General features: G+C 53.7%; 29 protein-coding genes. 4 read left to right on the forward strand and 25 right to left on the reverse strand.

Going from position 1 to position 25109, the window contains the following annotated elements:
• Positions 1 to 20: 20 nt before the first annotated feature.
• From C173_RS04740 to C173_RS04765, 6 genes are all read right to left on the reverse strand, one after another.
• Positions 21 to 851: a carbohydrate ABC transporter permease gene (locus tag C173_RS04740; protein WP_155991258.1), complete on the reverse strand. Its 831-nt coding sequence runs from the start codon at positions 849 to 851 to the stop codon at positions 21 to 23.
• A gap of 59 nt (positions 852 to 910) precedes the next feature.
• Complete coding sequence (locus C173_RS04745) at positions 911 to 1777, reverse strand: carbohydrate ABC transporter permease (protein WP_036722894.1); 867 nt, start codon at positions 1775 to 1777, stop codon at positions 911 to 913.
• A 185-nt stretch (positions 1778 to 1962) separates the two neighbouring features.
• Positions 1963 to 2913: a hypothetical protein gene (locus C173_RS04750; RefSeq protein WP_036722895.1), complete on the reverse strand. Its 951-nt coding sequence runs from the start codon at positions 2911 to 2913 to the stop codon at positions 1963 to 1965.
• Complete coding sequence (locus C173_RS04755; RefSeq protein ID WP_036722896.1) at positions 2910 to 3467, reverse strand: RNA polymerase sigma factor; 558 nt, start codon at positions 3465 to 3467, stop codon at positions 2910 to 2912. Before C173_RS04755 ends, C173_RS04750 begins: the two co-directional genes overlap by 4 nt.
• 151 nt (positions 3468 to 3618) lie before the next feature.
• A complete protein-coding gene (locus C173_RS04760) occupies positions 3619 to 7158 on the reverse strand; it encodes a family 16 glycoside hydrolase (RefSeq protein WP_063830877.1) in 3540 nt (1179 codons plus the stop codon).
• A 175-nt stretch (positions 7159 to 7333) separates the two neighbouring features.
• Positions 7334 to 7759 carry a hypothetical protein gene (locus C173_RS04765; protein ID WP_235191773.1) on the reverse strand — a complete coding sequence of 142 codons (426 nt, stop codon included), beginning with the start codon at positions 7757 to 7759 and terminating at the stop codon, positions 7334 to 7336.
• A 285-nt stretch (positions 7760 to 8044) separates the two neighbouring features.
• On the opposite strand from C173_RS04765, the gene C173_RS04770 reads away from it, so the two are divergent.
• Positions 8045 to 8950: an alpha/beta hydrolase gene (locus tag C173_RS04770; RefSeq protein WP_036722898.1), complete on the forward strand. Its 906-nt coding sequence runs from the start codon at positions 8045 to 8047 to the stop codon at positions 8948 to 8950.
• 94 nt (positions 8951 to 9044) lie between these two features.
• Positions 9045 to 9806: a class I SAM-dependent methyltransferase gene (locus C173_RS04775; protein WP_235191774.1), complete on the forward strand. Its 762-nt coding sequence runs from the start codon at positions 9045 to 9047 to the stop codon at positions 9804 to 9806.
• Between the two features lie 281 nt (positions 9807 to 10087).
• Here C173_RS04775 and C173_RS04780 read toward each other — a convergent pair whose 3' ends face one another.
• From C173_RS04780 to C173_RS04825, 11 genes are all read right to left on the reverse strand, one after another.
• The gene (locus C173_RS04780) at positions 10088 to 10567 is read right to left on the reverse strand and encodes an NUDIX hydrolase (RefSeq protein ID WP_036722900.1); all 480 of its coding nucleotides are present in this window, start codon (positions 10565 to 10567) and stop codon (positions 10088 to 10090) included.
• 31 nt (positions 10568 to 10598) lie between these two features.
• A complete protein-coding gene (locus tag C173_RS04785) occupies positions 10599 to 11018 on the reverse strand; it encodes a VOC family protein (RefSeq protein ID WP_036722901.1) in 420 nt (139 codons plus the stop codon).
• Between the two features lie 75 nt (positions 11019 to 11093).
• Positions 11094 to 12092: a sigma-70 family RNA polymerase sigma factor gene (locus C173_RS04790; RefSeq protein WP_081751011.1), complete on the reverse strand. Its 999-nt coding sequence runs from the start codon at positions 12090 to 12092 to the stop codon at positions 11094 to 11096.
• Positions 12089 to 13177, reverse strand: a complete 1089-nt coding sequence (locus tag C173_RS04795) for an ankyrin repeat domain-containing protein (RefSeq protein WP_036722903.1) — start codon at positions 13175 to 13177, stop codon at positions 12089 to 12091. Before C173_RS04795 ends, C173_RS04790 begins: the two co-directional genes overlap by 4 nt.
• 19 nt (positions 13178 to 13196) lie before the next feature.
• Positions 13197 to 13940, reverse strand: a complete 744-nt coding sequence (locus tag C173_RS04800) for a hypothetical protein (protein ID WP_036722904.1) — start codon at positions 13938 to 13940, stop codon at positions 13197 to 13199.
• A 43-nt stretch (positions 13941 to 13983) separates the two neighbouring features.
• Positions 13984 to 14547 carry a DUF4303 domain-containing protein gene (locus C173_RS04805; RefSeq protein WP_036722905.1) on the reverse strand — a complete coding sequence of 188 codons (564 nt, stop codon included), beginning with the start codon at positions 14545 to 14547 and terminating at the stop codon, positions 13984 to 13986.
• Between the two features lie 2 nt (positions 14548 to 14549).
• Positions 14550 to 14699, reverse strand: a complete 150-nt coding sequence (locus tag C173_RS34135) for a hypothetical protein (protein ID WP_235191775.1) — start codon at positions 14697 to 14699, stop codon at positions 14550 to 14552.
• A 32-nt stretch (positions 14700 to 14731) separates the two neighbouring features.
• Positions 14732 to 15268: a hypothetical protein gene (locus tag C173_RS04810; RefSeq protein ID WP_036722906.1), complete on the reverse strand. Its 537-nt coding sequence runs from the start codon at positions 15266 to 15268 to the stop codon at positions 14732 to 14734.
• 34 nt (positions 15269 to 15302) lie between these two features.
• A complete protein-coding gene (locus C173_RS04815; protein WP_036722908.1) occupies positions 15303 to 15575 on the reverse strand; it encodes a hypothetical protein in 273 nt (90 codons plus the stop codon).
• 34 nt (positions 15576 to 15609) lie between these two features.
• The gene (locus tag C173_RS04820) at positions 15610 to 16233 is read right to left on the reverse strand and encodes a hypothetical protein (protein WP_036722910.1); all 624 of its coding nucleotides are present in this window, start codon (positions 16231 to 16233) and stop codon (positions 15610 to 15612) included.
• A gap of 6 nt (positions 16234 to 16239) precedes the next feature.
• The gene (locus tag C173_RS04825; RefSeq protein ID WP_036722911.1) at positions 16240 to 16812 is read right to left on the reverse strand and encodes a hypothetical protein; all 573 of its coding nucleotides are present in this window, start codon (positions 16810 to 16812) and stop codon (positions 16240 to 16242) included.
• Between the two features lie 103 nt (positions 16813 to 16915).
• On the opposite strand from C173_RS04825, the gene C173_RS04830 reads away from it, so the two are divergent.
• Positions 16916 to 17542: a pentapeptide repeat-containing protein gene (locus C173_RS04830; protein WP_036722913.1), complete on the forward strand. Its 627-nt coding sequence runs from the start codon at positions 16916 to 16918 to the stop codon at positions 17540 to 17542.
• Between the two features lie 181 nt (positions 17543 to 17723).
• On the opposite strand, the gene C173_RS04835 is transcribed toward C173_RS04830, so the two are convergent.
• The 5 genes from C173_RS04835 to C173_RS04855 form a co-directional block, all read right to left on the reverse strand.
• The gene (locus C173_RS04835; protein WP_036722915.1) at positions 17724 to 18089 is read right to left on the reverse strand and encodes a GntR family transcriptional regulator; all 366 of its coding nucleotides are present in this window, start codon (positions 18087 to 18089) and stop codon (positions 17724 to 17726) included.
• A complete protein-coding gene (locus tag C173_RS04840; protein ID WP_036722916.1) occupies positions 18086 to 18742 on the reverse strand; it encodes an ABC-2 transporter permease in 657 nt (218 codons plus the stop codon). Before C173_RS04840 ends, C173_RS04835 begins: the two co-directional genes overlap by 4 nt.
• On the reverse strand, positions 18735 to 19589 hold the full coding sequence (locus C173_RS04845; protein ID WP_036722917.1) for an ABC transporter ATP-binding protein: 855 nt from the start codon (positions 19587 to 19589) through the stop codon (positions 18735 to 18737). The genes C173_RS04840 and C173_RS04845 overlap by 8 nt, the downstream gene beginning before the upstream one ends.
• Positions 19590 to 19661: 72 nt before the next feature.
• Positions 19662 to 20918 carry an acyltransferase family protein gene (locus tag C173_RS04850; protein WP_036722919.1) on the reverse strand — a complete coding sequence of 419 codons (1257 nt, stop codon included), beginning with the start codon at positions 20916 to 20918 and terminating at the stop codon, positions 19662 to 19664.
• 181 nt (positions 20919 to 21099) lie between these two features.
• Positions 21100 to 21570, reverse strand: coding sequence for a VOC family protein (locus C173_RS04855; RefSeq protein ID WP_036722922.1), 471 nt, complete (start codon positions 21568 to 21570; stop codon positions 21100 to 21102).
• Positions 21571 to 21669: 99 nt separating this feature from the next.
• Here C173_RS04855 and C173_RS04860 point away from each other — a divergent pair, with 99 nt between their 5' ends.
• Positions 21670 to 22581: a helix-turn-helix transcriptional regulator gene (locus C173_RS04860; protein WP_036722923.1), complete on the forward strand. Its 912-nt coding sequence runs from the start codon at positions 21670 to 21672 to the stop codon at positions 22579 to 22581.
• 27 nt (positions 22582 to 22608) lie between these two features.
• Here C173_RS04860 and C173_RS04865 read toward each other — a convergent pair whose 3' ends face one another.
• Genes C173_RS04865 through C173_RS04875 form a run of 3 tightly spaced genes read right to left on the reverse strand, consistent with a single transcriptional unit; the run spans position 22609 to position 25077 of the window.
• Entirely contained in the window at positions 22609 to 23628 is a 1020-nt protein-coding gene (locus C173_RS04865) for an alpha/beta hydrolase family protein (protein WP_036722924.1), read from the reverse strand.
• Positions 23573 to 24295, reverse strand: coding sequence for a GNAT family N-acetyltransferase (locus C173_RS04870; RefSeq protein WP_081751012.1), 723 nt, complete (start codon positions 24293 to 24295; stop codon positions 23573 to 23575). Before C173_RS04870 ends, C173_RS04865 begins: the two co-directional genes overlap by 56 nt.
• Positions 24292 to 25077, reverse strand: coding sequence for a MerR family transcriptional regulator (locus tag C173_RS04875; protein WP_036722926.1), 786 nt, complete (start codon positions 25075 to 25077; stop codon positions 24292 to 24294). Before C173_RS04875 ends, C173_RS04870 begins: the two co-directional genes overlap by 4 nt.
• Between the last annotated feature and the right edge of the window lie 32 nt (positions 25078 to 25109).

Here is a 25109-nt window from a genome sequence, read left to right on the forward strand (position 1 = left end):
AAATCCCTCACACACGAACATCAGCCCTTAATTCCTGACAGTTGAATCCCTTCGATGAAGTACGTCTCCGCATACAGAAACAGCAGAACCATCGGTGCCATGTAGATCATAGATGCGGCGAACGCCAGGCCCTTCTCGCTGCTGACATTCGATAAGTAGACGGATAAGGGCTGCCTGAGCGGGTCGTCCAGGAAAATAAGCGGCTGCTCCACCATATTCCAATAATCGACGAATAACAGAATCGTCAGAGCGGCCAGGCCCGGCTGGACCATCGGAACAATAATCGTATAGAAAATCCGCAAGTGTCCGGCCCCATCCATCTTAGCCGCTTCAATATAGGCATACGGGATATCCAGCATGAACTGCCTGAGCATGAATACTCCGAAGGCGGCAAAAATTCCGGGCAAGATAATGGCCCCCGGGCTATTTAATAACCCCAGCCGGTCAGCCATAATATAATTGGGCACCAGCGTGACCTGAAACGGCATCAGCATCGTCAGAACATAGACCAGGAACAGGAATTCCCGGCCCCGGAATCTCAGCTTGGAGAACGCATAGGCCGCGAGCGCGGCGATCACCGTCTGTCCGGCAATGATAGGCACCACCAGGAATACTGAATTCCAGAACATCGACAGGTACATCGGGCTGTCCATCAGCACCTTGCCATACTGCTCCAGGGAGACCTGATCCGGCAGCCATTTCAGATTGGCGAACGGATCGCTCCTGCCTTGAATGACAGGATTCATCTGTCCGATGGGGCCGTAATTGATCCCGATTTCGCGGCTGCTCATGAACGAATTGATGAGGGTCACCCCGATCGGGAACAGCATCAGGAGGGCAACCGCCCCCATCAGGACGGTTAACGTCAGCTTTTGTATGACTTTACCAACTGCCAAGACCTCTTTCACCTCTATTCCATATACCGCCGGTAGCGGCGTTCCATAGCGAACAATCCCAGCACGATGATCAGAATGCCGCCGACCATCAGGGTGGATGCAGCCGTCATCTTCTGGAGGTCGAGCGACAGGAACATGTTGTTCATATAATGCTGAAGCATATAGATACTGTCATGCGGGTAAGCTCCGGCAATCAGATACGTCTCCCGGAAGACCTTGAAGGAATTAATGACCGACATAATGACGACAAAAAACATCGTAGAGGTTAAATAGACCAGCGTAATGCTCCGGAACTGCCTTAGACGGCCGGCCCCCTCAATCTGGGCGGTCTCGTAATAATCCTTCGGAATCTGCTGCAAGCCGGCCAGGAACAGGATCACGTTATACCCGATGTTTTTCCAGACATACATCAGCATGATTACATTCCGCGCAGCCTCCGTCTTCATCCAGTCCACCCGCGTCCGGCCGAAGCCGCTCAGCCAGGCATTAAGCACCCCGTTCCAGTCGAACAGGATCTGCCAGACCAAGATAATCGAGGCTACAGGCACGACCAGCGGGAGTACGTACGCAGTTCTCAGCCATTTCTGAAAATACAATTTCCTGTGCAGCAACAGCGCTAGTCCCAGCGACAGCACAATCAGCAGGGGAACACTCACCATACTGAAGTAGAGGGTATTAGAGGCCGCCTTCCGGAAGGATTCGCCCGCAATGACCTCCCGGTAATTATCCAGTCCCACATAGTGGCCCCCCACCGTGCGGTCCATGAAGGAGTAGAACAAGCCCATGCCGAACGGAATCAGATAAAACAGGGCAAACCCCGCCACACTGGGCGCCAGAAATAACCATGCAATTGTTGAATCTTTACGGGCCCAATTCTTCAAGTCGCTCCCTCCCTGTAATCAAGAATAGGCACAACTGTTTAAGAAGAAGTCGGGTAAAGATTAAAAGTTTCTTAAATTCTCAGCGCAGCAGCACATTCGGCCTGATCGCCCTCCCGCCAGCAGCAAAAAAAGCCGCAAACGGATGCTTCATCCATTCGCAGCTATATTCGTGTAGCGCAAACTCACTACTTCACCGGCTGTACCTCCATGACCTTATCTTTGAACCGATACGTCACACTAACATTCTCGATAACCGCTGTGTCGTCGTAGGCCAGAGAACCCTCGAACGCTAACGTGTCATTATCTTTCCACACGAGTTGACTCGGATAGCTGTAATTCTCATGATCACTGCGCGTCCAAGTATCCAGCTTGCGCTGAGCGCCATGTCTGATTCTTGCCGACTCTACCAGCTCCGGGCTAATGGTTCCCTTCTCCACATCCAGGATTTGCACAAATTCACTCTTATTAGAGCTGGTGACCACCGCAAGGAGCTTGCGGTCCGGAGACGGGAGGATTTCCTTAATGTACATCGAAGGGGCGGCGAAGCTGAAATACGGTTCCAGCACATCGTCCTTAATCCGCCACAGCACATTCTGGGTGCCATAATCCGAGTAATTGTTGAATAAGGCGAATAGGATGCTCCCGTCAGCCATTTTGTAGAGATATGGACTCTGGTAGCTTTTCGACAGAATATCTGTGGCAAAAGCAGCCGACTCCGCGATCTTCGCGGAATCACTGGTCAAGAAGGGCTGCAGCTTCTGCAGCGCCAGCTCCCGGGCCTGCGGATCATTAAAGCTCTCCACCAGCCGGTTCACCGCAATGTAGACATGCTCATCGTTGCCGCTGGCTAACGCCTGCAGGAATTTGTCGGCCTCATACTTCACGGGAGGGGCCAGCTCCATGTCCGCTGCTGTCAGGTAACGGATGTAAGGCTCTGCTGCTTTATTCTTCGTGTATTCCGTGGCGAGCAGCGCCGTAGCCGTAGAACTGTAGACGATCAGGCACGCGACCAGTGCGATCCACCTTTTGGAGAACCGGCTTCTTCTGACTCTTCCCTTTGCTCCACTGTGTTCAGCCGCTTCAATCAGCGCATCGTCGATCTGCCCGATCTCCCAGTATAGCTCTTCCCGTCTCATAGACGCACTCCCCCCTGCTCCAGATGTACTCTAAGCTTCTGTCTGACCCGGAATAAACGGGACTTCACCTGGCTGCTGCTCAGCTTGAACCGCCCGGCCAGCGCCTCCACCGAATCCGAATACCAATACCGCCTGATGAATAAATTTCGTGTCCCCTCCTCCAGCCCATACAGGAATTCATTGATCAACCGCGCGGTTTCACCGGCGGCATACTCGGTCTCCACCGTCTCTGCTGCGGGAAGGCAGTCCTCCAGCTCCTCCAGAATCACCTCAAGCTGGCGGCTCCGCTTCTTGGCCGTATTATACCCATACTTATCGAGCGCGATATTGCGGGTGATCCGCCCCAGGAATACCGGCAGCCTTCTCGGCTGGTTAGGCGGTATAGCGTTCCATGCAGCGAGGTATGTATCGTTCTCACACTCTTCGGTATCGGAGGGGCTTGCGACAATATTCCTGGCGATCGCCCGGCAATATGCCCCGTATTTGCTCCGGGTCTCGGCAATGGCCTGCTGTGAGCGCTGCAAGTATAGCTGAATGATTCCCTGATCTTCCATCTGCTAGTTTCTCCTTTGGCATCCTCTTATCTATATAGTAGAGAATTCCGGGTAACGGTTGCACTTATACGCTAATTATTTTTAGCACAAAAAAAATCCTGGCACATAAGCATCACTGCTTACACACCAGGATGGGGATATAAATCTCTTGTTAACCGAGGACCGGCGGGTCCTGCTCAGTGGTGCTGTCACCCTCCGCATCTGCCGGTTTCGGGATGACCTTAATGTCCACAATCAGGGAATCCGTCAGCTCCGTATCGGCCCAGGCGGTGCCGTCCCATACCTGCTTGCGGTAGATGACGGTTATCTTGTAATCACCTACAGCAGTTGGAACATAGGCAGCCTGATAGACCTCATCCGTTACGGTGAAGACGCCTGCCATACCATCCTCTGTGGAGCTCCAGGCTTCCGGATAATAACGCTCATCTCCGGGGGCAACAGGTGCCAGGCTCTGGTTATGGCCTTCAGCCGTCAGAGTAAGTGTCTCTCCTGCAAGCGGGCTGCCCGGGCTAAGGCTGAGCCGATTGCCTTCAGGCGTAACCGCTTCATACACATCTTGTGTTACCGTCTTAAGCGCATTGGCCGTCACCTTGTGTATCCCTGTAACGCGGGCATTATCGAACACCGCATTCTGGGAGGTTGTTCGGAAGCCGATCTTCCCTGCGGTTAATTCCGTTTGCGGGTTCGTCCATTCGAGCTTCAACTGGCCGTCCACAAAGCCTAGAATTCTATTCCCTTTGATGACTGCCTTCAGCGTATACCACTGGCCCGCAGCCGCATCGGCGAAGAGGGTACTGGACACGGGGGTCAGCGTTCCGCCAACCGCCTTGAACAGCTCCAGCTTCTTGTCGTTGACATTGATCCGGTACATGTAATAGTTATTGGCGTCCTGCACCCGGAAAAGAATGCCGGCATTGGCATTCGCGATGGGAACCTTCACCTTGGCTTCCATAGCAATATCTTGCCATGAATCCCCGGCTGTAATGAGCCCTGTAGAATTTCCCTTCGTCTGGATCAGGGCTTTGGTGCTGCCGTCTGTAGTTACACTCCAGGTCCCGCTGGCAGCCGTCCAGCCCGTCGTATTACCATCCTCAAAGTTATCCGTGAACCGGACGGAATTGGGATTAGCATCAATCGGGGTCTCATCTACATCTGTAACCTGAATCGTGAAGCTTTTTTCCAGAGACAGGCCGCTCGCATCAATGCTCTTCACCCGGATGCTGTAGCTGCTCTTCGCTTCATAATCCGGCGTGGTGCGGAGAATCAGCCTGTCTCCCTGCGGGGTAATGGAGAAGCTGCTGTTATCGGCGTCGCCTTGCCCGGGAACCAGCGCATAAGTAAAGGTCTGGCCCGCATCCGGATGGGCTGTAGTGAAGGTGCCCACTAGACCGCCCGGAGTAGTCAGCTCCGGCACCTGGGTAGCGCTGAAAGTGATATCCGTGGGCGGATTGTGAATGGCGGTCACCTTGGCATCGTCATACCAGACCCCGGCTGAGGTGGTGCGGAAGCCGATTCCGCCCGAGGTTAATTCATTGACCGGGTTGGTCCATGTGGTCTTCAGCACTCCATCCACATACCCTTTAATGGTATTGCCTTGAACCGTCGCCTTAAGGGTATACCATTGATTCTTGACAGGCACGAACGAGGTCGTCGAGACCTGCGTCAACGTTCCGGCTACAGCCTTGTAGAGCTCCAGCTGGCTTGTGCCGGCATTGATCCGGTACATATAGAAGTTGTTCTGATCCTGCACCCGGAAGACAATGCCTGCGTTCTCGCTTCCATTAATGAGAGGAAGTCTGGCTCTGGCCTCATACGTGTAATCCGTCCAGGCTGCACCGGCCTTGGCGGTGATCAGCGCCGTCGTAGTCTGGCTGGTGGACAGCACCCGATTCCCCGTCTGATCGGTTACCGCCCAACTGTTGGCACCTGAAGCCATGGTCCAATCCGTGGTCAGTCCGGAGGTGAAGTGATCGCTGAACCAGGCCTGATCCGTATTCGCGAAGACGACCCCGCTTACATTCTCATTCTTGATGCTCACCTTCAGGTCACTGAGATTCTTCGCCAGCGTTCCTTTGACCACCACATTTTCAAAAGTCACCCCGTTCACCATCCCGCCTCTGGTAGGATTACCCTGAATGGGGGAATCTCCTCCCGTCTCGCGGACATTGATGTTTCTGAGAATGACATTGCTTACATCACCGGCGGTGCTGGTGGAGACCCGCAGCCAGTAATTTCCGAACTGGTTAATCCCTACCCGTTCAATATCAATATTCTCGAAGGTAACATCCTTAGCCCAGCCTTCGACCGGGAGCGGATTCTCTGTATAAGCATGATCCACCAGCAGCGCCCGCGCGCTTTGATAGACATACGAATTGCGGATGGTGACGCCAATCTGCGGCGTGCATATGCCCATGCCCAGCTTGAAGGCGGCGCAGCGCGTCCAGGCGAAGCAGTCCTCGAACACCACATTCTCCAGATGCTCAATGGCTCCCGGCCAGTCCTTGGACATTCCTTTTTGCGGCCAGGTCTTGGTGGAGAAGGTATCATCGTCCGAGATGGCAAGGGCATGCTTCACCAGCACGTTCTGGCTCTCATTAATATCGATGGCATCATCCTCAAGCGTAAATAAATCCTGGTAACCCTTATAGTTGGTGATGGTCACGTTATCGGAGCGGACCACCAGGAACGCCCAGAAGCCGCCGTCCCGCAGGGTTAACCCGTCAAACTTGAAGTTGCTGGTTGCCATCGGCACCACCAGGTTATTGATGAACCCCTCTCCCTGCTTGTGGGTTGCAGGCGGGTTGGTCATCTTGCGTTTGCGCATTTCTATTCCTTTGCCGTCGATGGTTCCGCGCCCCCGCATGGTGATATTCACGGAATTGGTGGCTGTGCGGATAAAATAGGTTCCATCCGAGATCGAATCCTTGCGGAAGTCATTCCGGTAGTCCTCGCCCCGGCCTGTGCCGACGATGACTGCACCCCCGGCCAGGTAGAACGTAACATTGCTTTTCAGGGTCAGATTGCTGCTCTTGTAAACGCCCGCCGGAATATACACAGTGCCGCCTCCGGCTTGACTGGCCGCATCAATCGCCTGCTGGATGGCGCCCGAGGTTATCGTTGCCCCCGTCTTGTCTGCGTTGTACGGTGCAGCGGTCACATTGTAGATTCCCGGGCCGGAGGACGCGGGGATGTCTGTCTCCAGCGGATCGGCGGCGATCACGAGTCTTTTGCGGCGCTTGTCCGGGTCCTTCTCATTCGGGTCTTCGTTCGCAGGTGTATTAATATCCACGATCACATAGGTAGAGGCCGACAGGGTGAAGGTCAGCTTGTTGCCGTTGACCGTTCCTGTGATGTTCTTGGCCAGCGGGCTGATCGAATACGAGGTAATCGGCTTGTCTGCCGTTACCTCAAGACTAATGGTTCCTTCAAAAGAGAACTGGGCATAGTCATAATCGGGTAAATACTTGACGACAGGGACGTTCTCATTGTTCACCTTCAACGAATAGACAGAAGACGGAGTATAGATAGACGGCATCGGGTAATTCTGGATGGTTGCAGGACCAGCGGCGGCCACCTGCTGAACCGGTTCCGTTCCCGGTTCCGGTTCAGCCGCACCGGCGGTCTGCGGGATGAACCCCGCAAATGCAACGGCAAGCACCAGCAGCAATCTCATTACTTTGTGAGTAAGCATAAATACCTCCTCCAGATCAATTTGGCTCCAGGCAACCGCTTTCAATTTCCAGCAGGATACATAGAGTCATTCCCTACTATAATCCCGGGCCAAAAAGAAAGGAGGGTGGCAAACCCACTCTCCAGGGACACAATTATACTGTTCTGCACCATCTGTTAACCTTAGATGTAATGCATCAGATGAATGCTTCGAAACGCCCCTCTGCATTCACTGTCGCTGTCCGCGGATCCGTCTGGCCGATCCCCTTCAGGAAGCCCTTCCACTCTGTCCTCATGGGCGGAGCATGAACATTCTGGAGGGCTGTGCTTACGTCGGTGGAAGTACTGCTGCCGGCTTTGCGTGCGAGCTGAACCTCCAGCAGCCGGATCTGCCGCTGCAGCTGCTCGCGGCGGTAGGGTACGGCCTCGGTGCCCGGTGCCGCGTTCACTCGGTCCAGCTCCAGCATCAGCCGGTCCCGCTGCTTCTCCAGGGAACTGACATCGCTCTGTGTGCCGCCGTAGGCCATGATGACCTGTACCGGACTGATTCCTGATACACTCTGTCCTATCATGATCCATCCCTCCAGTCCTTGGCTCCCGCCGCAATCCGGATGATTGTACATGTAACATTGCCGTGCCCGGGTTGCCGTAGCTCCAGTTATTGGCTTCTATATTTGTCTATTACCCCGCTTCTTCCGGTATGACTACAGCGTAGCCGCTGAATGAATCTAAAATCTATCAAAAAATCCCAAAAAGATAATTTACATAATATGCTAAATATGGTATCCTGATGTTGGATGCGCTTACATTGAATGTCGGGAAAGGAGGGCTCTGCTTTATAGAGGGACCTTAGAGGACGGATGAATCAGGTTTGACCTAATCTATTTAAACTAAGGAGGATATGTGAAATGAAGAAGATTATGACCCGTATTGCCGCTTTGGCTCTGACGGCAGCGCTGATGCTGCCGGCTATGTCCTATGCCTCGCCTGTAGTCGAGGAGCAGGATCTGAGCCTCTCTGCGGATGCCGCTGCGGCTGTAACCAGCACCATCACTCCCGCTCCACAAGGCTATGACGGATACCGCAATAATATTCCCCACGGCAACGTACAGCAGATTTCTTATTATTCGACTACTGTAGGCAAGTCAAGAAACGCGATGGTGTACACCCCTCCGGGTTATACCCCTTCCAAGACCTACAACGTGCTCTACCTGCTGCACGGCATCGGCGGGGATCAGAACGAATGGCTGAACGGGATGAATCCGCGGAACATTCTGGACAACCTGTACTCCCAGAACAAGCTGGAGCCGATGATTGTCGTATTCCCGAATGGCCGCGCCATGGCGGATGACCGTCCGATCGGCGATATTTATGCACCGGACAAGGTAGCGGCCTTCGAGCGGTTTGAATTCGACCTGATTAATGATCTCATTCCTTATGTAGATTCACATTTCCCGGTATACAAAAACAAGCAAAACCGCGCCCTGGCCGGCTTATCCATGGGCGGCGGACAGACCCTGAACTTCGGCCTGAAGCATCTGGACAAGTTCTCCTGGATCGGCGCGTTCTCCTCTGCTCCGAATACGAAGTCGGCCTCACAGCTGATCACCAATCCGGCGCAGACGGCCAGCCAGCTGAAGCTGCTCTGGATCTCCTGCGGCGCTTCGGACGGCCTGCTCTATGTCAGCCAGAATTTCCATAACAGCCTGACCAGCATGAATGTTCCGCATCTGTGGTATCTGGATGTAGGCGGACATGAAGGCAAGGTCTGGAGCAGCGGACTGTATCAGTTCTCGCAGCGGATCTTCAAGTAACTCCCGTCATAGCCTGCCCTCCCCCGATCCGTTAAGGTAGGGGGAGGGCAGTTGTGCTTAATAAGGCCCGGCCAACGATAAGGAGGGCAATATGGTGAGTGCGATAACGGATTACTATGATTCCTATGATGAGGAGGGAAGGCTGTCCAGGGATAACGGTCATCAGATCGAATGGATCACAACGATGGCGTACTTCAAGAAGCTGTTTAAGCAGGAATCTTACATTCTTGACGGCTGCGCAGGGACAGGGAATTACTCTTTTCCACTGGCAGAATTGGGGCATAAGGTTGTAGCCGGAGATCTCGTTCCGCATCATTTAGAACTCATAAGAGAGAAGCAGAGCAAGCACCCGGTATTGACTGATATATATACAGGAAGCATCACGGATTTATCCCGTTTTGACAGTGAAATTTTTGATGTTGTCCTGAACATGGGCGCTTTTTACCATATCGGCAATGAAGACAGACAGCTGGCCATGACCGAATGCCTTCGCGTGCTGAAACCAGGAGGGCTGCTTGCGGTCTCCTATATTAACAATGCAGCAGTTTCGTTATTAGGCGTAGGCGATAGACTAGGAAATATGGAAGATGTACTTACCTGGCATGCCAACCAGACGAAAGATGGTCTATTCCTACATATGTCTCCCTCTGAAATGGAACACATGGCAGCTGCCTATCACACAGAGATCGTGGCCCATATTGGAACAGACGGGGTCGGTTATTTGTTTGCTAAACAAATCAATGAGGCACAGCAAGAAGATTTTGAACGCTGGCTTCAGCTTCATCTGCGGACCTGTGAGGATAAGAGTCTGCTTGGGTATAGTTTGCATGCACTGGCCATTCTGCGCAAAGGATAAAAAACGTACCCGCCCAGCTGTCGATTTACGCTACCATTCACGACCGCACATGGGCACATCCAATCAACTTCCAGTGCCGGCAGATTGTATTCGGTTTTTCGATTACATCTGGCCCACGCGCCCACGCAACGCCAAATGTATTCGGTTTTTCGATTACATCTGGCCCACGCGCCACGTAACGCCAAATGTGATCGGTTTTTCGATTACATTGTGCAGACTCACTCCCCAGCAAGCAAAAGAAGGGCTGCACGCTCATCGCGTGCAGCCCTTCTCCGGCCCTCTTATGGCGTGTCAACACGTAGCCACTCTGCTGGAGTCTTCTTGATGAAATGCTTCTCGATCGAAGCAAGCACGGCGTCATTTCCCGGTAAAGCGGCCCTTTCGATGGCTTCATTCACCGGCAGCCATTCATAATCAATATGCTCATGATTAAGAATGACATCCTGGGTCTCATCCACGTATCCCACGAACACTGGGGCGACGTAGATATAGTTCTCTTTTGCCGAATAGATCTGGTCGAAGGTATTGGAAGTGTAAAGAGCGACTTGGGTAATCCCCGTCTCTTCCCGAATCTCCCTTAATGCAGCCTCCCACGCTAGTTCCCCTTCTTCAATGCCCCCGCCGATATAGCACCAGGCATCCCTGAGTACCGAACCGGCCCGCTTCAGTAACAGGACATGATGACCCGAGGGTGTATTCTTCAGCAATACTACAGCAACACCTGTACAACGTATGGGTACTTCAACGTTCGTCTTCATCATGCCCGATACTCTCTCCTATTCGTTCTCCACTCTATCCAAGCTCCGTATAGATCTGGAATGTCACCCCGAACTTGTCCGTCAGATCGCCGAAGCCCGGGCTGAACGGCTCCTCCCGAAACGGCATATTAACCTCCCCGCCCTCCTGCAGCGCATCAAAAATTCTCCGTGACTCCTCCACGCTGTCCGTAGTAACGCAGACCGTTACCCGCTTCCCACTCTCAATCGGCGTACCGCCGGGAGCATCTGAGAACATCAGCTCCGTGCCGCCCACCTGTACCTTGGCATGGGCCACCAGACTCCGCACCTCATCCGGGAACGTGTCCGGGAGATCCGGCATATCACCATACGTCAGGATGGAAAGGACCTCAGCCCCCATAACCTGTCCATAGAACTGAATAGCCTCCTGCGTGCGCCCCTCCAGGGTGATGTAGGGAGTAAGTTTGATAGTCATTGTGTGTTCCTCCTTGAGTTCGGAATGGTCTCGCTTGTGCCTTTCATTAGTATAGACGTTCCGGCCGCGGCAGAATCATCGGTGTTCCGGCAATCCGAAGCGAATAAATAATTCAGCATCTATAAAATGATGAACATGCGCGATCTTCCCCCCGCTCAGCTCAAGCACATGAATCGCCCACGGGACCAGCAATCCATCTTCTCCAGAGGGAACGTACTGGGCAAATGCGGGCCGGTTCCCGTTCACCCGGACCGGCAGCAACCGCGAGCCCACACAGTGACTGCTTGTGATCTGGTAGAAGGCCGCGAGATCCGCGCCGCCCTGCACCCACATCGTAAACGGCGGCATCGACAGGCTGCCATTCTCCTGGAATAAGGCCAACAACGCATTAATATTGTATTGTTCAAAAGCCTCCACGTACCGGGTAATCAGTCCTTCGTCCACTACGTCATCGTCAGCCTGCAGTGCCTCGGACCGGAGCTGTGCCTTGGCCATGGTTGCCCGTGCCCGCTGCATCGCGCTGTTCACCGCGGCCACGGTCATCTCCAGTGCCCCGGCGGTCTCGGCTGCCGACCACCGGAACACCTCCTGCAGAATCAGCACGGCACGCTGCCGGGGCGGCAGCAGCTGCAGCAGCGCAATGAAGGACAGCCGGAGGGTCTCTCTGCTAACCAGAATATTACCAGGATCATCCACATAGCCCGGAGCGGGCCAGATCCAGGAATGCTGAGGCAGGCTCTCCCGAGGCTCCGTAACGGCAGCGGCCGGTTCCGAGAGATCCATCGGCAGCGCCCGCCGCTTGGCGCTTCTCAGCCGGTCAAGACAGACATTGGTGGCAATCCGGTACATCCAGGCTCGGAGAGAGTCCTGCTGCCTCATCTGCTCCTGATGCTTCCAGGCCCGGATCATAGTATCCTGGACGGCATCCTCCGCCTCGAAGATAGAACCCATCATCCGGTAACAGTACCCGGTCAGCTCGGAGCGCATGTCCTCCAGCCCGTCCAGGGTCTCAGGGGTCTCAGGGGTCTCGTAGGTCTCATGGTTATGATTCACTTTAGACAGTCTCTCCTTCATGACCCGTCCAGCTCTCCCTCCATGAACTGTATGAGGTAGCGTTCAGGCTGGGCAACAAATTCCGGGAAGCTGCACAGATCCGCATACGTCTGATGCTCCAGATCATAGCAGCCGAGCTGCCCCTTCTTCTGCGGATTCCAGACCAGCACCAGACCGGAGTAATTATCGATATCGGCAGACAGCCGCAACAGCTTGCGCCGGCCGGCCTTCATCTGAAGGGTGTCGGTGAAGCTGAAGAAGTCGATGTACCCGATCTTATATTCATTAGGGGCCAGCGTCAGGCGCAGCTCGTCCCCTGTAAGGAAGCGGATAAGTTCATCCGGCAGTTTGTATTTGGCCAGCTCGTATTTCTTGTTCTCCACATCATGAACATCCGGCGGATCCAACGCTTTCAGGTATTCCGCCATAGCGGTATGCTTGCTGCTGACCGCAATCGTATACGGCCGCTCGCCGTCCTTCTCCGTCATCATAAGGTCCGCACCGCGTTCCACCAGGAAGCGGACCATGTTCAGATTGCCCAGCCGGGCAGCGACTGTCAGCGGCGTCGCCCCGTAAGGATAGACCATATCCGGCTTGTTGTAGTTGATATCCACTCCCTGATCCAGCAGATAGGTAAGCGTCTTCAGATCATGGTCCGAGGCGGCTTGCCGCAGCACGGCACCGGCATGTTGCCGGATGTCCAGACCCAGCTCATGGATCAGCGGGATATTCTTCTTGTTGCCGTAGTAGGCCTGTGAATAAGCGCCCGATCCCGTCCGGTTAAGCAGGTCCAGCTTCGCGCCCTGTGCAGCAAGGTAGCAGATGATGTCCTCCTTGCCATAACGGACCGCCCGCAGGAAGGCCGGATTCTGAGGTACATTCAGCTTCGCGCCATGCTCCACCAGCAGCTTCACCACCTCGGTCTGCTGCGTGATAATCGCCAGGTCGAGCGGGCTGACTGTGGTATGCTTGCTAAGCTCTAATCCCGCTTCAATATCCCAGCCCGCAGCAATGGCAGCCTGCAAGGCAGGAACATCCCCCTGATAGATCTGCATCGCCCGCTCCGGCAGCACCTCGAATTTCCCTATGTCCTTCAGGACAATCATCCGCACTCCTCCTTATTCTTCACTCCCATGAATACTGCTCGCATCCCTTCGACAGAAGCCACTCTTTCATCTTGGCCGATGCCTGCCCGGCAGCCTGTTCATAGAAGACGGCTACCTCCTGCCCACCCGCCAGATTCAGGCGGATATAGCCGCCCAGATTCCGGTAGAACAGGTAGCAGACGTAAGGATTCTCAATGAAGAGATCCGGTGGAGCCTCCGCCCGGCACAGGTCAGCCAGCTCCGTGAGCGCCAGCGGGCCCTCTCCCGGCGGCATCCGCAGGAAAAGATGCTCGCGGGTTCCCGTCCATGGCTCATAATAGACGCTCTCCTCTTGGCTCCGCCCATACATCCGGCGGTAGATGCCGTCCAGGATCATGGCATAGCTCTCATCCTTCTCCTGTCCCCCGGCTGGCAGAGGGATCGCTTGAATCTGTTCCGCATGACGAGGCAGCCATAGCAGCCCGTCCACCTTGGGATGAACCGCCAGGAAATCACCGTCCACAGTGGTCCCAATAGCGGTACACTCGCCGATCTGCTGCTCCGTTATAGGGCTATCCTGATCATGCTCCCATAATCCGTATTCGGCAAACGGCCGCAGCACCTCTGTGTCAGGGGTCTGCACATTCATCCAGCCCCGATACGTTCCTTCGCCGTACTGCTGCAAGAACCGGATATAGGCTGGAGGATACAGACCTGCGTTCTCCGCTTCAAGCATGTGCCTGTGATGCTCTGACAGCCCCTTGGGCTCAGATACGATATACATTCATCATTCCCCCGGTTTCCTGCGTGAGTTATTCACAATAACCTTATTCTGCCGCTTCCTCAAGCCAGGCCCGCATCGCCGGAGCTTCCGCCCGGTTCAGCCGCAGGGCAATGTCCGTATTCCCCTCATCCGGCGGCATCACTTCGGCAAGCACACATACGTCCTCCCTGGGCTGATTGAGCGCGAACAGCCCCTCAGCATCCATCATCCGCATCGCCAGCTCCATGGCCCCCAGTCTCATAATGAACTCATCGTTCCATGCCTCATCCTCAAGCTCCGTAATAGACGGACGTGCCTGGAATAACCGCTTGACCTCATCGAAATACTCATCTCCGAAGCAGCAATACGGCGAATCGGCATAAGACCATTTAATCAGCTCGGCGATCTCTGCTGCCGGTGTGCTGCCGCCCTCTGCCTGTCTGGCCGCCTCCTGCTCCAGGGCCTCCCGTGACCAGGCGGAGAGGCTTGGTGCATGTCCCTCACCCGTTGTATATAACGTACAGTAATAATAATGCTCGCCATTCGCAAAAAGCGCGCGGAACGACCTCCGGGCCGCCTCCGCAATCTCCGCCGCCAGCCGCTCCACTTCCTTCTGTGCCGCATTCATGGCTACTTCCTCTCGTCGATCAGCTGTTCCAGGAATCCGGCGAACGTTGGGGCATACTCCTCAATCAGATCATTCATGAGGTCATAACGTATGACCGGGAATTCCCCCCGTTCATCGGGGGCAGAGGTGTCAAAGTTCAGACGCTCATACATAGTTGTACTCCCCTTTCCCTACTAAGGGTAGATTATAGATTGTCAGGATGAACAGCAGCTGGCGCATCATTATTCATGCGCAGCAGGATATACTCAATCTCCTCCAGCGGCAGCTTCAAGGTCCGGCTAACCTCATGGAGTCCCATCTCCCGGGAGAGGAGGAGGCGTGCCTGATGGATTTTCCCTTCCAGCCAGTTATTGGCCAGCATCCAGCATTTCACCCGTTTCAGCAGCTCTGCCTGGGCAGTCTTACCGGCATGCTTGGTATACTTGGCAATAGATTCTGCCAGATAGCTGTACAGGTGAATGCCCAGAGCCTCGCGCTGTTCATTCTTGGACATACGTTGGTACTGCTCATAGCTGAGGCTGATATCCAAATAGAGGGTATGATCCCCGCTGTCAAAGCGTCTGAACGTTCTCCGCCCGTAGCTATCAGGTAACACCCGGAACACAACGAAGATATCGTAGGGGAACTCCAATGTATTCGCCAGCTCCTCTAACGGCAGCAATTCATCTCTGAGTACACCCACACATGTTCCATGGGTATCCAGCGTAAAACCCAGTTGCATATTAGCACCCCTCCCCGCTTAAGACACGCTTGAACTATTTCCCCCTTCTATAGGCATCTGCCAGCTGCACCAGATACCAGACGGCCGCACCGGTCAGGGCTGCGAACAGCAGATTAATACAGCCGAATACAAGAAATAACTTGGCTTTGCCCGGCCCGATCCGTACAGCAGCAACGAGCTGGAGAATCGCAGGGAGCAGGAATATCAGCCAGGAGACGGTGATCAGCTTTTCGGTCTTGAAGCTCCACCATACCGCACAGCATGATAGAGCTAGCACTCCCCAGGTACAGATCAACTTCAGCGCCATCTGCTCCCCTCCCTTTCATGGATAACCCAATACATCAGTCAGGCCCTGATTGCCCATGGATTACGAGTCCATATTGTCTGACCATCCAGGAGTTGCTTAAATCTTCAGCCGCAGCACGGCTTATGCGTACAGAGGGCTTCTGTTCCTCCATCGCCTCCGGGTCTTGCGCTGAGAAGCGGAGAGGCTTGGTCATTTTTTGAATAGAGCCGGTAATTTCCTTGTACAGGGCATAGCTCAGCGGCTTGTGCTCCCGGACATCCTCATACAGATAATACTCCCCTTGCTCATCCTGAGCATTGACGCGGTGCCCCTTAGGGCAGGAGATCAGAATACAGGGCAGCTCATTCTCTGCCCATTGCCCGTGATAGGGAATAGAAACCCCCTCATTTCTCGCAAAAAAACCAAAGCTCTCCGTATCCGGCAGAACCGACATCGAATAGATGAAGAAGGGGCGCACCCCGCTCTCTTTTTCCGTAGCTGTATAATATTGATAGAAGGCGCGATACGCCTCCACCACCTGATTCTGATCATGCTCTGTATGGGTATAATTGGTTAAATAGTACCGCACTTGCGTAGGCTCCAGAAGCTCTACGACTCTTTTGAGCTCCTCGGGTGTGATGAAGAAGCGCTGCTTGTAGAATCCGCTGTTTTTTAGCATCTTCTTCTACCACTCATAGGTAACAAAACGTGCTCTGAGCGTCTCTTCATACGGCAGCCATTCCGCATCGCTCCATAGAGACATTCCAGTAATTTCGGACAGCCGCTCCACCGCTTGCCCGGGGCTGGTAAGGCTGATGAATGCGCCGAAGTTCTCCTCCTCAGCTTGCATCCCGAGCACCCGCTGCATATATTCGTCAGCTGTACGCTCTTCCCGCAGGTGTTCGTATTCCTCCCGGGTCCACGGCTCACAGAAGATTCGTTCGGCCTGGATCTCCCCCTGCTCAAAGAAAGACAGCTCGAAGATCTCCTCATTCATGTATCCCACCGTCATCACCGGCTCCTCCAGCAGCCCGGACAACGTCCTGCCAACCTTTTTCACCGTACCCCATACGAAATAATCGTGAAGCACGCTGATCCAACCCTCATTGCTTTGGCTTACATAGATAACGGCCTTACGCTCCGGTGTCTCAGGATAACCCAGTACTTTGCCATGCTTGCTGGTCAGCTCCTGTAAGGCTTGCAGGGTCTTGTCCAGGTCACCTGACTTAATATGCAGATTTGCAAACGATCTTCCCACGGGTGGATGGCCTCCTTTAATGGCTTGTCTATAGTTACTTGGCATACTAACATATAAACTAGATTCCATTCATTTTACCAAATTAATGTAAGGAGGGGCTACCTTGAATAAGAAATTCCTCTTGGCCAGATGGCAGGACGACCAGCTCTCTGAAGTGAACCGGCGTCTGGCCGCTATTTCAGGCAAACATAATCTCCATCAAAAGGACCGCTCCTTTCCCATCTCCCCTTATGGACAGACGGAGGCAGGACTGAAGGATTACCGGGGAGTTACCCTGACTGAGAGCATACAGTACCTCACTCTGCAGGATATTGATTTCTCTTATTCACGCTTCGAGGATTCGGCAAGCTTGAACACCTCTACATTTACCAATTGTTTCCTGGACGGGGTCAGACTGGACAAGAGATTCGTGACCCATACCTTTAATCACTGTTCCTTCCGGGGAGCGAAGCTGAATGGTGCCAGAATGAGCAAGGCGTTCCATGATTGTGATTTCACCGGCTGCAACTTAAGCAAAGTGATTGCAAATGATGTGTCTTTCACCCGCTGCCGCTTTGATGGGGCCAACTTTCGGGGCGCCTTACTCTTGTATTGCCGGTTCGAGGAATGCAGCTTTGAGGGTGCGCTGTTTCAAGATGGCTCCATAGCTGGAAGCCGCTTTGCGGGAGAGGCCCGCTTGCTCCCTGAGTGGGGGAATACGATATTGGATCATGTCAAGTTTCAGGAGTGATGTGAGCGCCCTCAACAATAACCCGGATCATGGCCGGACTGCTGAAGGCATTGTGAAACAGTTCCCGGAGAAATTCCAGAGGAAATAGGATACGTGATCCGTAACAACACAACAAAACAGGCTTTTCACCTTCCCCAAGGGATCGTGAAAAGCCTGTTCCTGCATTTAATCTCTGCGCGCTTTAGTAGATCTTCCCCAGCAGTGCGATCACTTCATCAAGCGTAAGGCCGAAGGACTTGTAATACGCAATGTCGCCCTCCATCTGCTTCAAGACCATCTCGTTACGAATCCGCAGCATCTCATCCGGTGAGAATTCGGCGACAAAGCAGCCTTTGCCGGTTACCGTGTGGATCAAGCCGCTCCGCTCCAGCTCCTCCCAGGCCTTCTTCACCGTGATGACACTGACATGCAGCTCCAGGGCAGCCTGCCGGATGGGGGGCAGACAATAGCCGCTTTCCAGCTCGCCACCAAGAATCTGTGCGCTGATCTGTTCGTGCAGCTGCTGGTAGATCGGCTTGTCGGAGGTGCTGGAGATCGTTACGTTCATAAGATCTCCACTTTCAGGAATCTCCGTACCGCAATCCGGTAGGCAAGTAGGGTGAAGGCTGCGAAAATGAGGATGCCCCCGATCAGAATCGAGAACTGAAGCGCCGTATTGCCGGTCCCGGAGCCGTAGAAAATGCCGTGCATCCAGCTATTCTGAATTCCGGCCCATTGGACCAGGCCCGCGAACAGGATCGCCGCAGCCGTCGATGCAGTCGTAGCAGCGCCATACTTATATGCCGTCTTGTAGTACATAGTGATAAATATAAGATTGAACACCGCCAGCATAATGAAGCACAAGCCCCAGAAGCCCATATAAGGCGGAAAGAAAATGTAAGTCATCTGCGGATACAGGCGGAACGTAAAGATACTGAAGATCATGGCAATGAGCAGATGCATAAGCTCAAGAATAACAATCACAGCTATTCTGGACTTCACGATGTCCGGTTTGGTCACAGGCATCATCGTGCTGAATATGAGATCATTCTGGCTCTTAAATCCGCCGAACATGTTCGGTACGGTGATGAAGCAGAAATACAGCGGAACCAGGAAGTAGACCCAGCCCGGAATGAGCATCAGACCGCCTAAAATTAAAGGTAATACGAAGAACCAGGGATTAACGCCTAGCTTCAAATCCTTCAGCACCAGATTATACATATACACCCTCCTTTTTCGCAAAGTAGATCATGATGTCGTCGAGAGTCGGGATGGCCGTGTTAAGCGCCCAAGCGGGATCGATATCTCGGGCATGAATCAATCCGGTGAAGCCGAAGGAGTTGATTTTGCAGGAGATCAGCTTCCCCTTCACTTCGTTAAGCTGCGACTCGCTGCCGCTAAGTAACCGGTATGACTCCTTGAACTCGTTCTTCTCGCTACTTGCCACAATCTGCCCTTGCTCAATGAAGGTGATATAATCCGCACAGCGCTCGAGGTCAGAGGTAATATGTGTGGAGAACAGAATGCTGATCTCGCCGCCCATGATAAGCTCCTGGAAAATATCCAGCAGATCGTCTCTGGAGACCGGATCGAGTCCGCTGGTCGGCTCATCCAGAATCAGCAGCCTGGCGCCATGCGATAAGGCCAGAGTCAGGCTGTACTTCACCTTCATCCCGGTGGACAGCTCCGCTATTTTTTTATTCTCATCCAGCTTGAACCGGTTCAGATAGCTGTAATACGTCTCGTCACTCCAGTTCTTATAGAACTTCTTCGTAATACCCGTCAGCGTCTTAAGCCTGCTGCGTGTATAGAAATCGATATCGCCGAAGGCGCAGCCGATGTCCTGCTTCAATTCTGTTTCATGTTCAGCGATGTTCTTGCCCAGAATGCTGATCTCGCCGCTGTCGGCCTGAACCATATTCAGGATCGATTTGATCGTGGTGGTCTTGCCCGCACCATTGACCCCGATGAAGCCCATGATATAACCCTGCTCCAATTGAAAAGAGACGTCTTTGATCTGAAAATTAGGATATTTTTTATTTAAATTCCGGATATCTAAAGCCAGCATAACTAACCCCCTCAACAAATTGTGTATTCCGTGTATACACAATGTATCACGGGAGTTATGAAAAAGTCAATTCTATGCGGCTGTAGAGGGTGAGGACTCCTTCGGCTTGCGCCAGAAGAACGGCTTGCCTTTGGACCAGTTGATGAACGGCTGTTCTATGGCGTAATACGAAATAGTGGCCGCTGCGTAAGAGATGACCACAACAGACATACTGATGCCCAGCCAGCGCCACACATCCCTAACCCCGGAGTAATGGAAATCCTGAATGCCGTACTTCTCGATTAAGGTAATGAACAGATAGTGCCATATGTAGAGGCCGAAGGACACTTTGGCCGTATACCGGAACAAGCGGTTATCCAGCGCACGCCCGGCGAACCGGCTGAACGGTGCCGAGAACAGCACGATTCCGAACAATAGGGCATAGACCGGGAATAGATACTGCTGCTGCTGGAGACTGAAGTCGAATTCGCCCGCGTGGCGCATCCGCCAGATCAGGAGACCGGCAAGACCCAGAGCAAGTACTGCGGCGGCATCGAACACGCCGAGCCTGCTGAGCCGTTCCACTCTGGAGCGGCGCTGCAGCAAGGCATTCGTGATCCCCGCCGCCAGAATCCCGATGGTGAAGTGGCCGAAGAAGCCGACCGGATTGTATCTCGGCATCCAGAATTTCGCGCCGCCGACCTGGCCATAGTCCCAGCCCCGGCCCTGCTCGCTTGGAGTAAACCAATGATGAATGAGGGCATTGGCGGCAAGCACCAACCCAAATACGGCGACCCAGAACAGGATCGCCTTACTGAAGGAATGCCGCTTGCCGAGCAGGAATAACACCGCCATGAAGAGTGGCATCAGCAGGTAGCAGAATACCTCGAAGCTGATCGACCAGAGCGGCCCGTTCAAGTCGGAGGGGAAGAACGTGGTGTAGTGGAAGCCCGATGTGAAGGTGAAGGCTGTGACAATACGCCGCCCTAAGTACTCCATCGGAATATCCAGCCTCCAGGTCAGGAACAGACACACCAGCAGGGACACATAGAAGCCGGGCATGATTCTCGCGGCACGGCGCAGCGTGTACGTCCGCAGGCTTGGATATGGATCGTTATTCAGATACGCACTCCAGAAGGGGAACGACAGCAGGAAGCCGCTTAGCAGAAAAAACAAGCTGACCCCGCTGTTCCCCAGAAGCAGCACGGATTGCAGCTCCTGGAGCCAGGGTTTTTGTGCGGGCATGATCAGCTTTTGCGACAAGTGATGCAGGATGACTGACAGGCAGGCGATCGCACGAACGCCATCCGCTCCAGATAACCGGGTATTGCTCAGACGAAGGTTTGACATCAGCTCAACTTCCTCTTTTCATGAGTGATTCCTGAACGGATGGCCGCCAGCAACACAACCACCACAGCTGTAAAATCACTACGCTTATTCGCTTAGGCGATATACACCGGTATCAGGTACTCCTATCTTTCAATGCATGATGGATAAATCCTTCCACTCTTCCGCATTCTGCCAAAATATTTCAGAGCTTGCCCCGGCTGGCCAGCACATTATCAAGGAATTGCACGGCATCACTGTTGAACTTCCACCCAATGCCGAACTTATCCACGATCATCCCGAAGCATGAAGACCATGGTGTGCTGGAGAGCGGCATGATAACTGTTCCTCCCTGGGACAGCTGATTATAGTACTCTTCGAGCTTCTGCTTGTCCTCAATGACGAGACTGATCATGAGGTTGTTCCCCTTCACCAGTTCGCCTGTAACCTGCTGCATAGAAGGTAACAGGTCGGACATCATAATTGTCCCGCCCTCGAATGCTAGAGAAGACTCCATAATCATCGCTAACTCATTGGCCGGCAGGGGATAGTTCGGGTCCTGCGGAATATCTCCGAATGTAACCTTCTTCACTGTAGTGGCCTGCAAAGCCTCCGCATAGAATTCAATCGCTTCTCCGGCAACACCATCGAAATTAATATAGGCAATAGCTGACATAAAGCATAACCTCCTCCTTAAGATAAATGTAGTATAATACACGATAGGTGACGGCTGTATGTCACCGTTTCACACTTCACTTAAGAAAGAGGGAACCGGATGGACAAGGTGGAGCGGCTGATTACCATCATCATGATTCTGCTCAAAAAAGATATTGTGCCCAGCTCAGAGTTCGCACAATTATTCGGCGTGTCCAAACGGACGATTCTCCGCGATATGGAAGCGCTCAGCCTGGCGCACATTCCTATATACGCCACACCCGGCGTGCAGGGCGGCTACGGCATTATGGAAGAATACAAGATGGACAAGCGGCTGCTGAGCAGCTCCGATCTGGAGAATATACTGGCTGCGCTCGGCGGGCTGGAGCAAATTCTGATCAGCGAAGACGTTGCCATGACGCTACGAAAAATAGAAGCGATGGTTAGCCCGCTCGCTTCTAAGGGATCGGTTCAGCTGTCCTTCTATGGCTGGGAGGGACGCGCGGAGCTTGCCGGAGCCATGAAGCTCTGTCAGGAGGCCATCGCCGGGAGCCGGCTGCTCTCTTTTGACTATACCGATAGAACAGGTACTCCCACGACACGGACAGTGGAGCCGTATCAGCTTCATTTCAGTGAATCGAGCTGGTATCTGAAGGGCTTCTGCCTGGAGCGGATGGGCGCGCGGATGTTCAAGCTCTCCCGGATGGAGCAGCTGGAGCGGATGAAACAGACCTTCAGCCCCAGAGCGGATATGCTGAATCAGGCACGGGAGGCTGAAGTTCCGCCGCAGTTAACCGAAGTGAAGGCGCTGATCTCGCCGGGGATTAAGGATCAATTCATTGAACGTTATGGCCGCAAGAGCATCGAAGCCTATAACGCGGAACAACTGCTGGCTACGTTCTATATTCCGCAGCACCCGATCGGATATCAATTCCTGGCCGGCTTCGGCACCCATCTGGAGATTATGGAGCCGAAGGCCTACCGTGAAGAATTCCGTAAGTATCTGCTTGAAATGATGAGCCGGTATACGTAGTAATTACGGTGCTAAGGGAGCGGGCTGCTACTCCAGCTCCTTAAGAAATTCCCCAATCCGATCCATATAGCCCGGAACTGTAATGTGGCGTGGGGCGAAGAGGCTGATCATGAGCGCTCTGAAGCTGGAATCCGCCGTCTTCTTGCTCAGCATCGAATGCTCAGCCTCCGGGAAGACCGCCACGCTCAGCAGCTCCGGCCGGACGAGCTTGCGGTACACCTGCTCTGTCTCCTGCCAGTCTACATGAATATCCTGCTGGCCCAGCAGCAACAGCACCGGGGAATGGAATTGCTTAAGATCCTCCCCTGCATCCGACAGGTAATTCTTACTGACAAAGGTCCACCGCTCCCGCGTCATCGGGTCATCTTCCTTCACTACAGCCAGATAGTCTTCATAGCTCGCCTTCTGCGCCAAAAGCTCCAAAACCTCGTTGTTAGATGCCACTTCCGCTTGAATCTCCGCTTCCGATTTCCCTTCCTGCAGCATTTGCTGCCGGGTATGATAGGCACCCTGGCGCAGCCAGTTAATAGCCGGGGAGACCAGGATGCTGAAGGCGAGCGGCTCCTTGCCCGCCAGCTTGGGAATCACCCAGCCTGCCTGACTGGCGCCCCACACCCCGATCCGGTCCGGATCGATATCCGGCTGCTTCCGGGCCCATGCAATAGCCTCGCGGGCTTCTTCCACCCGGTCATCTATACTCTGATCCAGCCAATCGCCTGCGGAACCGCCGATCCCTCTTTTATCAAGAGACAAGGAGGCATACCCCAGACTGGCTAACCGCTCCCATAGCGGCTTATATCCATCATCATGCGAGGCATTAATCGGCCCGTCCCCATGAATGAAGAGGACCAGTCCCAGCTTGCCGGAAGCTGCTGAAGACCCCTTGGGCAGCACCAGCGTACCCGTCAGCTCGCCCTCAGGCGACGCAATCCGGATGGCCTGCTCCGTCATCTCAAAGCGGTTCTGCTGCACAATATACAGCCCCGCACCGCTAAGGAGCAGCACTATAGTTAGCAGAGATATCCATAGCTTCTTCGTTGTCTTCATTTCTGTATCCGCCTCTCTTCTGAACCATGTATTCCCAGCGCAGTTCATTGAACAATAAATACAGGGTATAACGTGTCTCCCGGGCTTCCGTATGGAAGGACCACTTCCCGTATAGCTGACGGGCATGCGGATTACCGGCTGATACATGCAGGCTGAGACGATTCAGTCCCGGGTCTTGATCCACAAGCTTCTGCGCCCACTCTATAAGCAACCTTCCTACCCCTTTGTTCTGATGCTCCGGGTGGACCGCAAGGTCGGTAATATAACACTCGCCTGCTGCCGGGGTATGGTCTAGTACATAGAGGCCGATCAGCATTCTGATCATGCCCCGTTTGCCTAATAGCTGTGAGGTTCCCGGTAACGGAGGCGTCTGCCTTTTCCCCAAAAGGCGGGCTTCAGGTGTACACTTAATCGCGATGCTGCCAATCACCTCACCCTGCTGCACAGCTACCATCCTGTGTGTATAGGGATCAGCAGGAGCATACTGAAGCAGCATTTCGAAGCACCCTGCCAGCTCTCCCTCCTTCAGCCTGATCCGGTTCTGGAATTTCCCCTGAAAAGCTTGAGCCAGCAGCCCCCCCACCGCACGATTATACCTCGCCTCCATAGGTTCGATAGTTACTGGCGCTGTGCTTATTGACGTTGTACCTGTTGACATCGTTCTCATACGGAACCTCTCCCTTCCACGGGTGCAGCCGGGCCGATGCAGGCCCTCAGCTCATAATGCAGCTTGTCTTGAACGAAAAGGGAGAGATAAGAACGTTCAATGACCACCAGCGGTCCCGCGAGAGGAATCGCTTGTGCAGCAGCATGCTCCAGCAGCCGGCCGGTCCACTGCTCCAGCTCCTCCTCCCGGGCCACACATTGCAGAGTCAGATACTCCCCTTCCGGTAAAATAACTCCGCCCGCCTCCGGCTGCTCCAGACACAAGGTCACAGCGCCCGGCTCCTCCAGCACATAATACATATCCGATTCGAACAGATCCGGTATCCCTGCCGCCTGCTCCGCAAGCAGCGCTGCACTCAGCTTCCTGTGTGAATCCAGCTTCATCACCTGCATAAGTCTTGTAGCCTTACACTTCTTAATCTGAAAGGTCTCAGGGGAGGTGCTGTAGCTCTGCTGTTCCTCCAGCATTTTACGGATAAACTGCCGAAGCTCCCGGAGGCGGCGCAGCTCTTGCTCAATCCCCTCCAGAGAATGCTCCAGCAGCCCGCGATGCTGCTCCGGACTATAGCCCATACATTCATTAATCGACTGAACAGGCACTTCAAGCTTGCGGAGCAGCAGGATATGCGCGAGCTGATACACTTGATCCATACTGTACATTCTGTACTGATTCTCACCGGTATAAGCAGGCTGCAGAACACCCTTCTCTTCAAAATACCGGATCTGGTGAACCGATACATTCATCAGCTTGGCCAGTTCACTAATTGTTATTTCATTTCTCATCTAATCACTCCCCGGACTGCGGCTTGGAATAT

Source organism: Paenibacillus sp. FSL R7-277, from assembly GCF_000517965.1.
GTDB classification, from domain to species: Bacteria; Bacillota; Bacilli; order Paenibacillales; family Paenibacillaceae; genus Paenibacillus_AQ; species Paenibacillus_AQ silagei.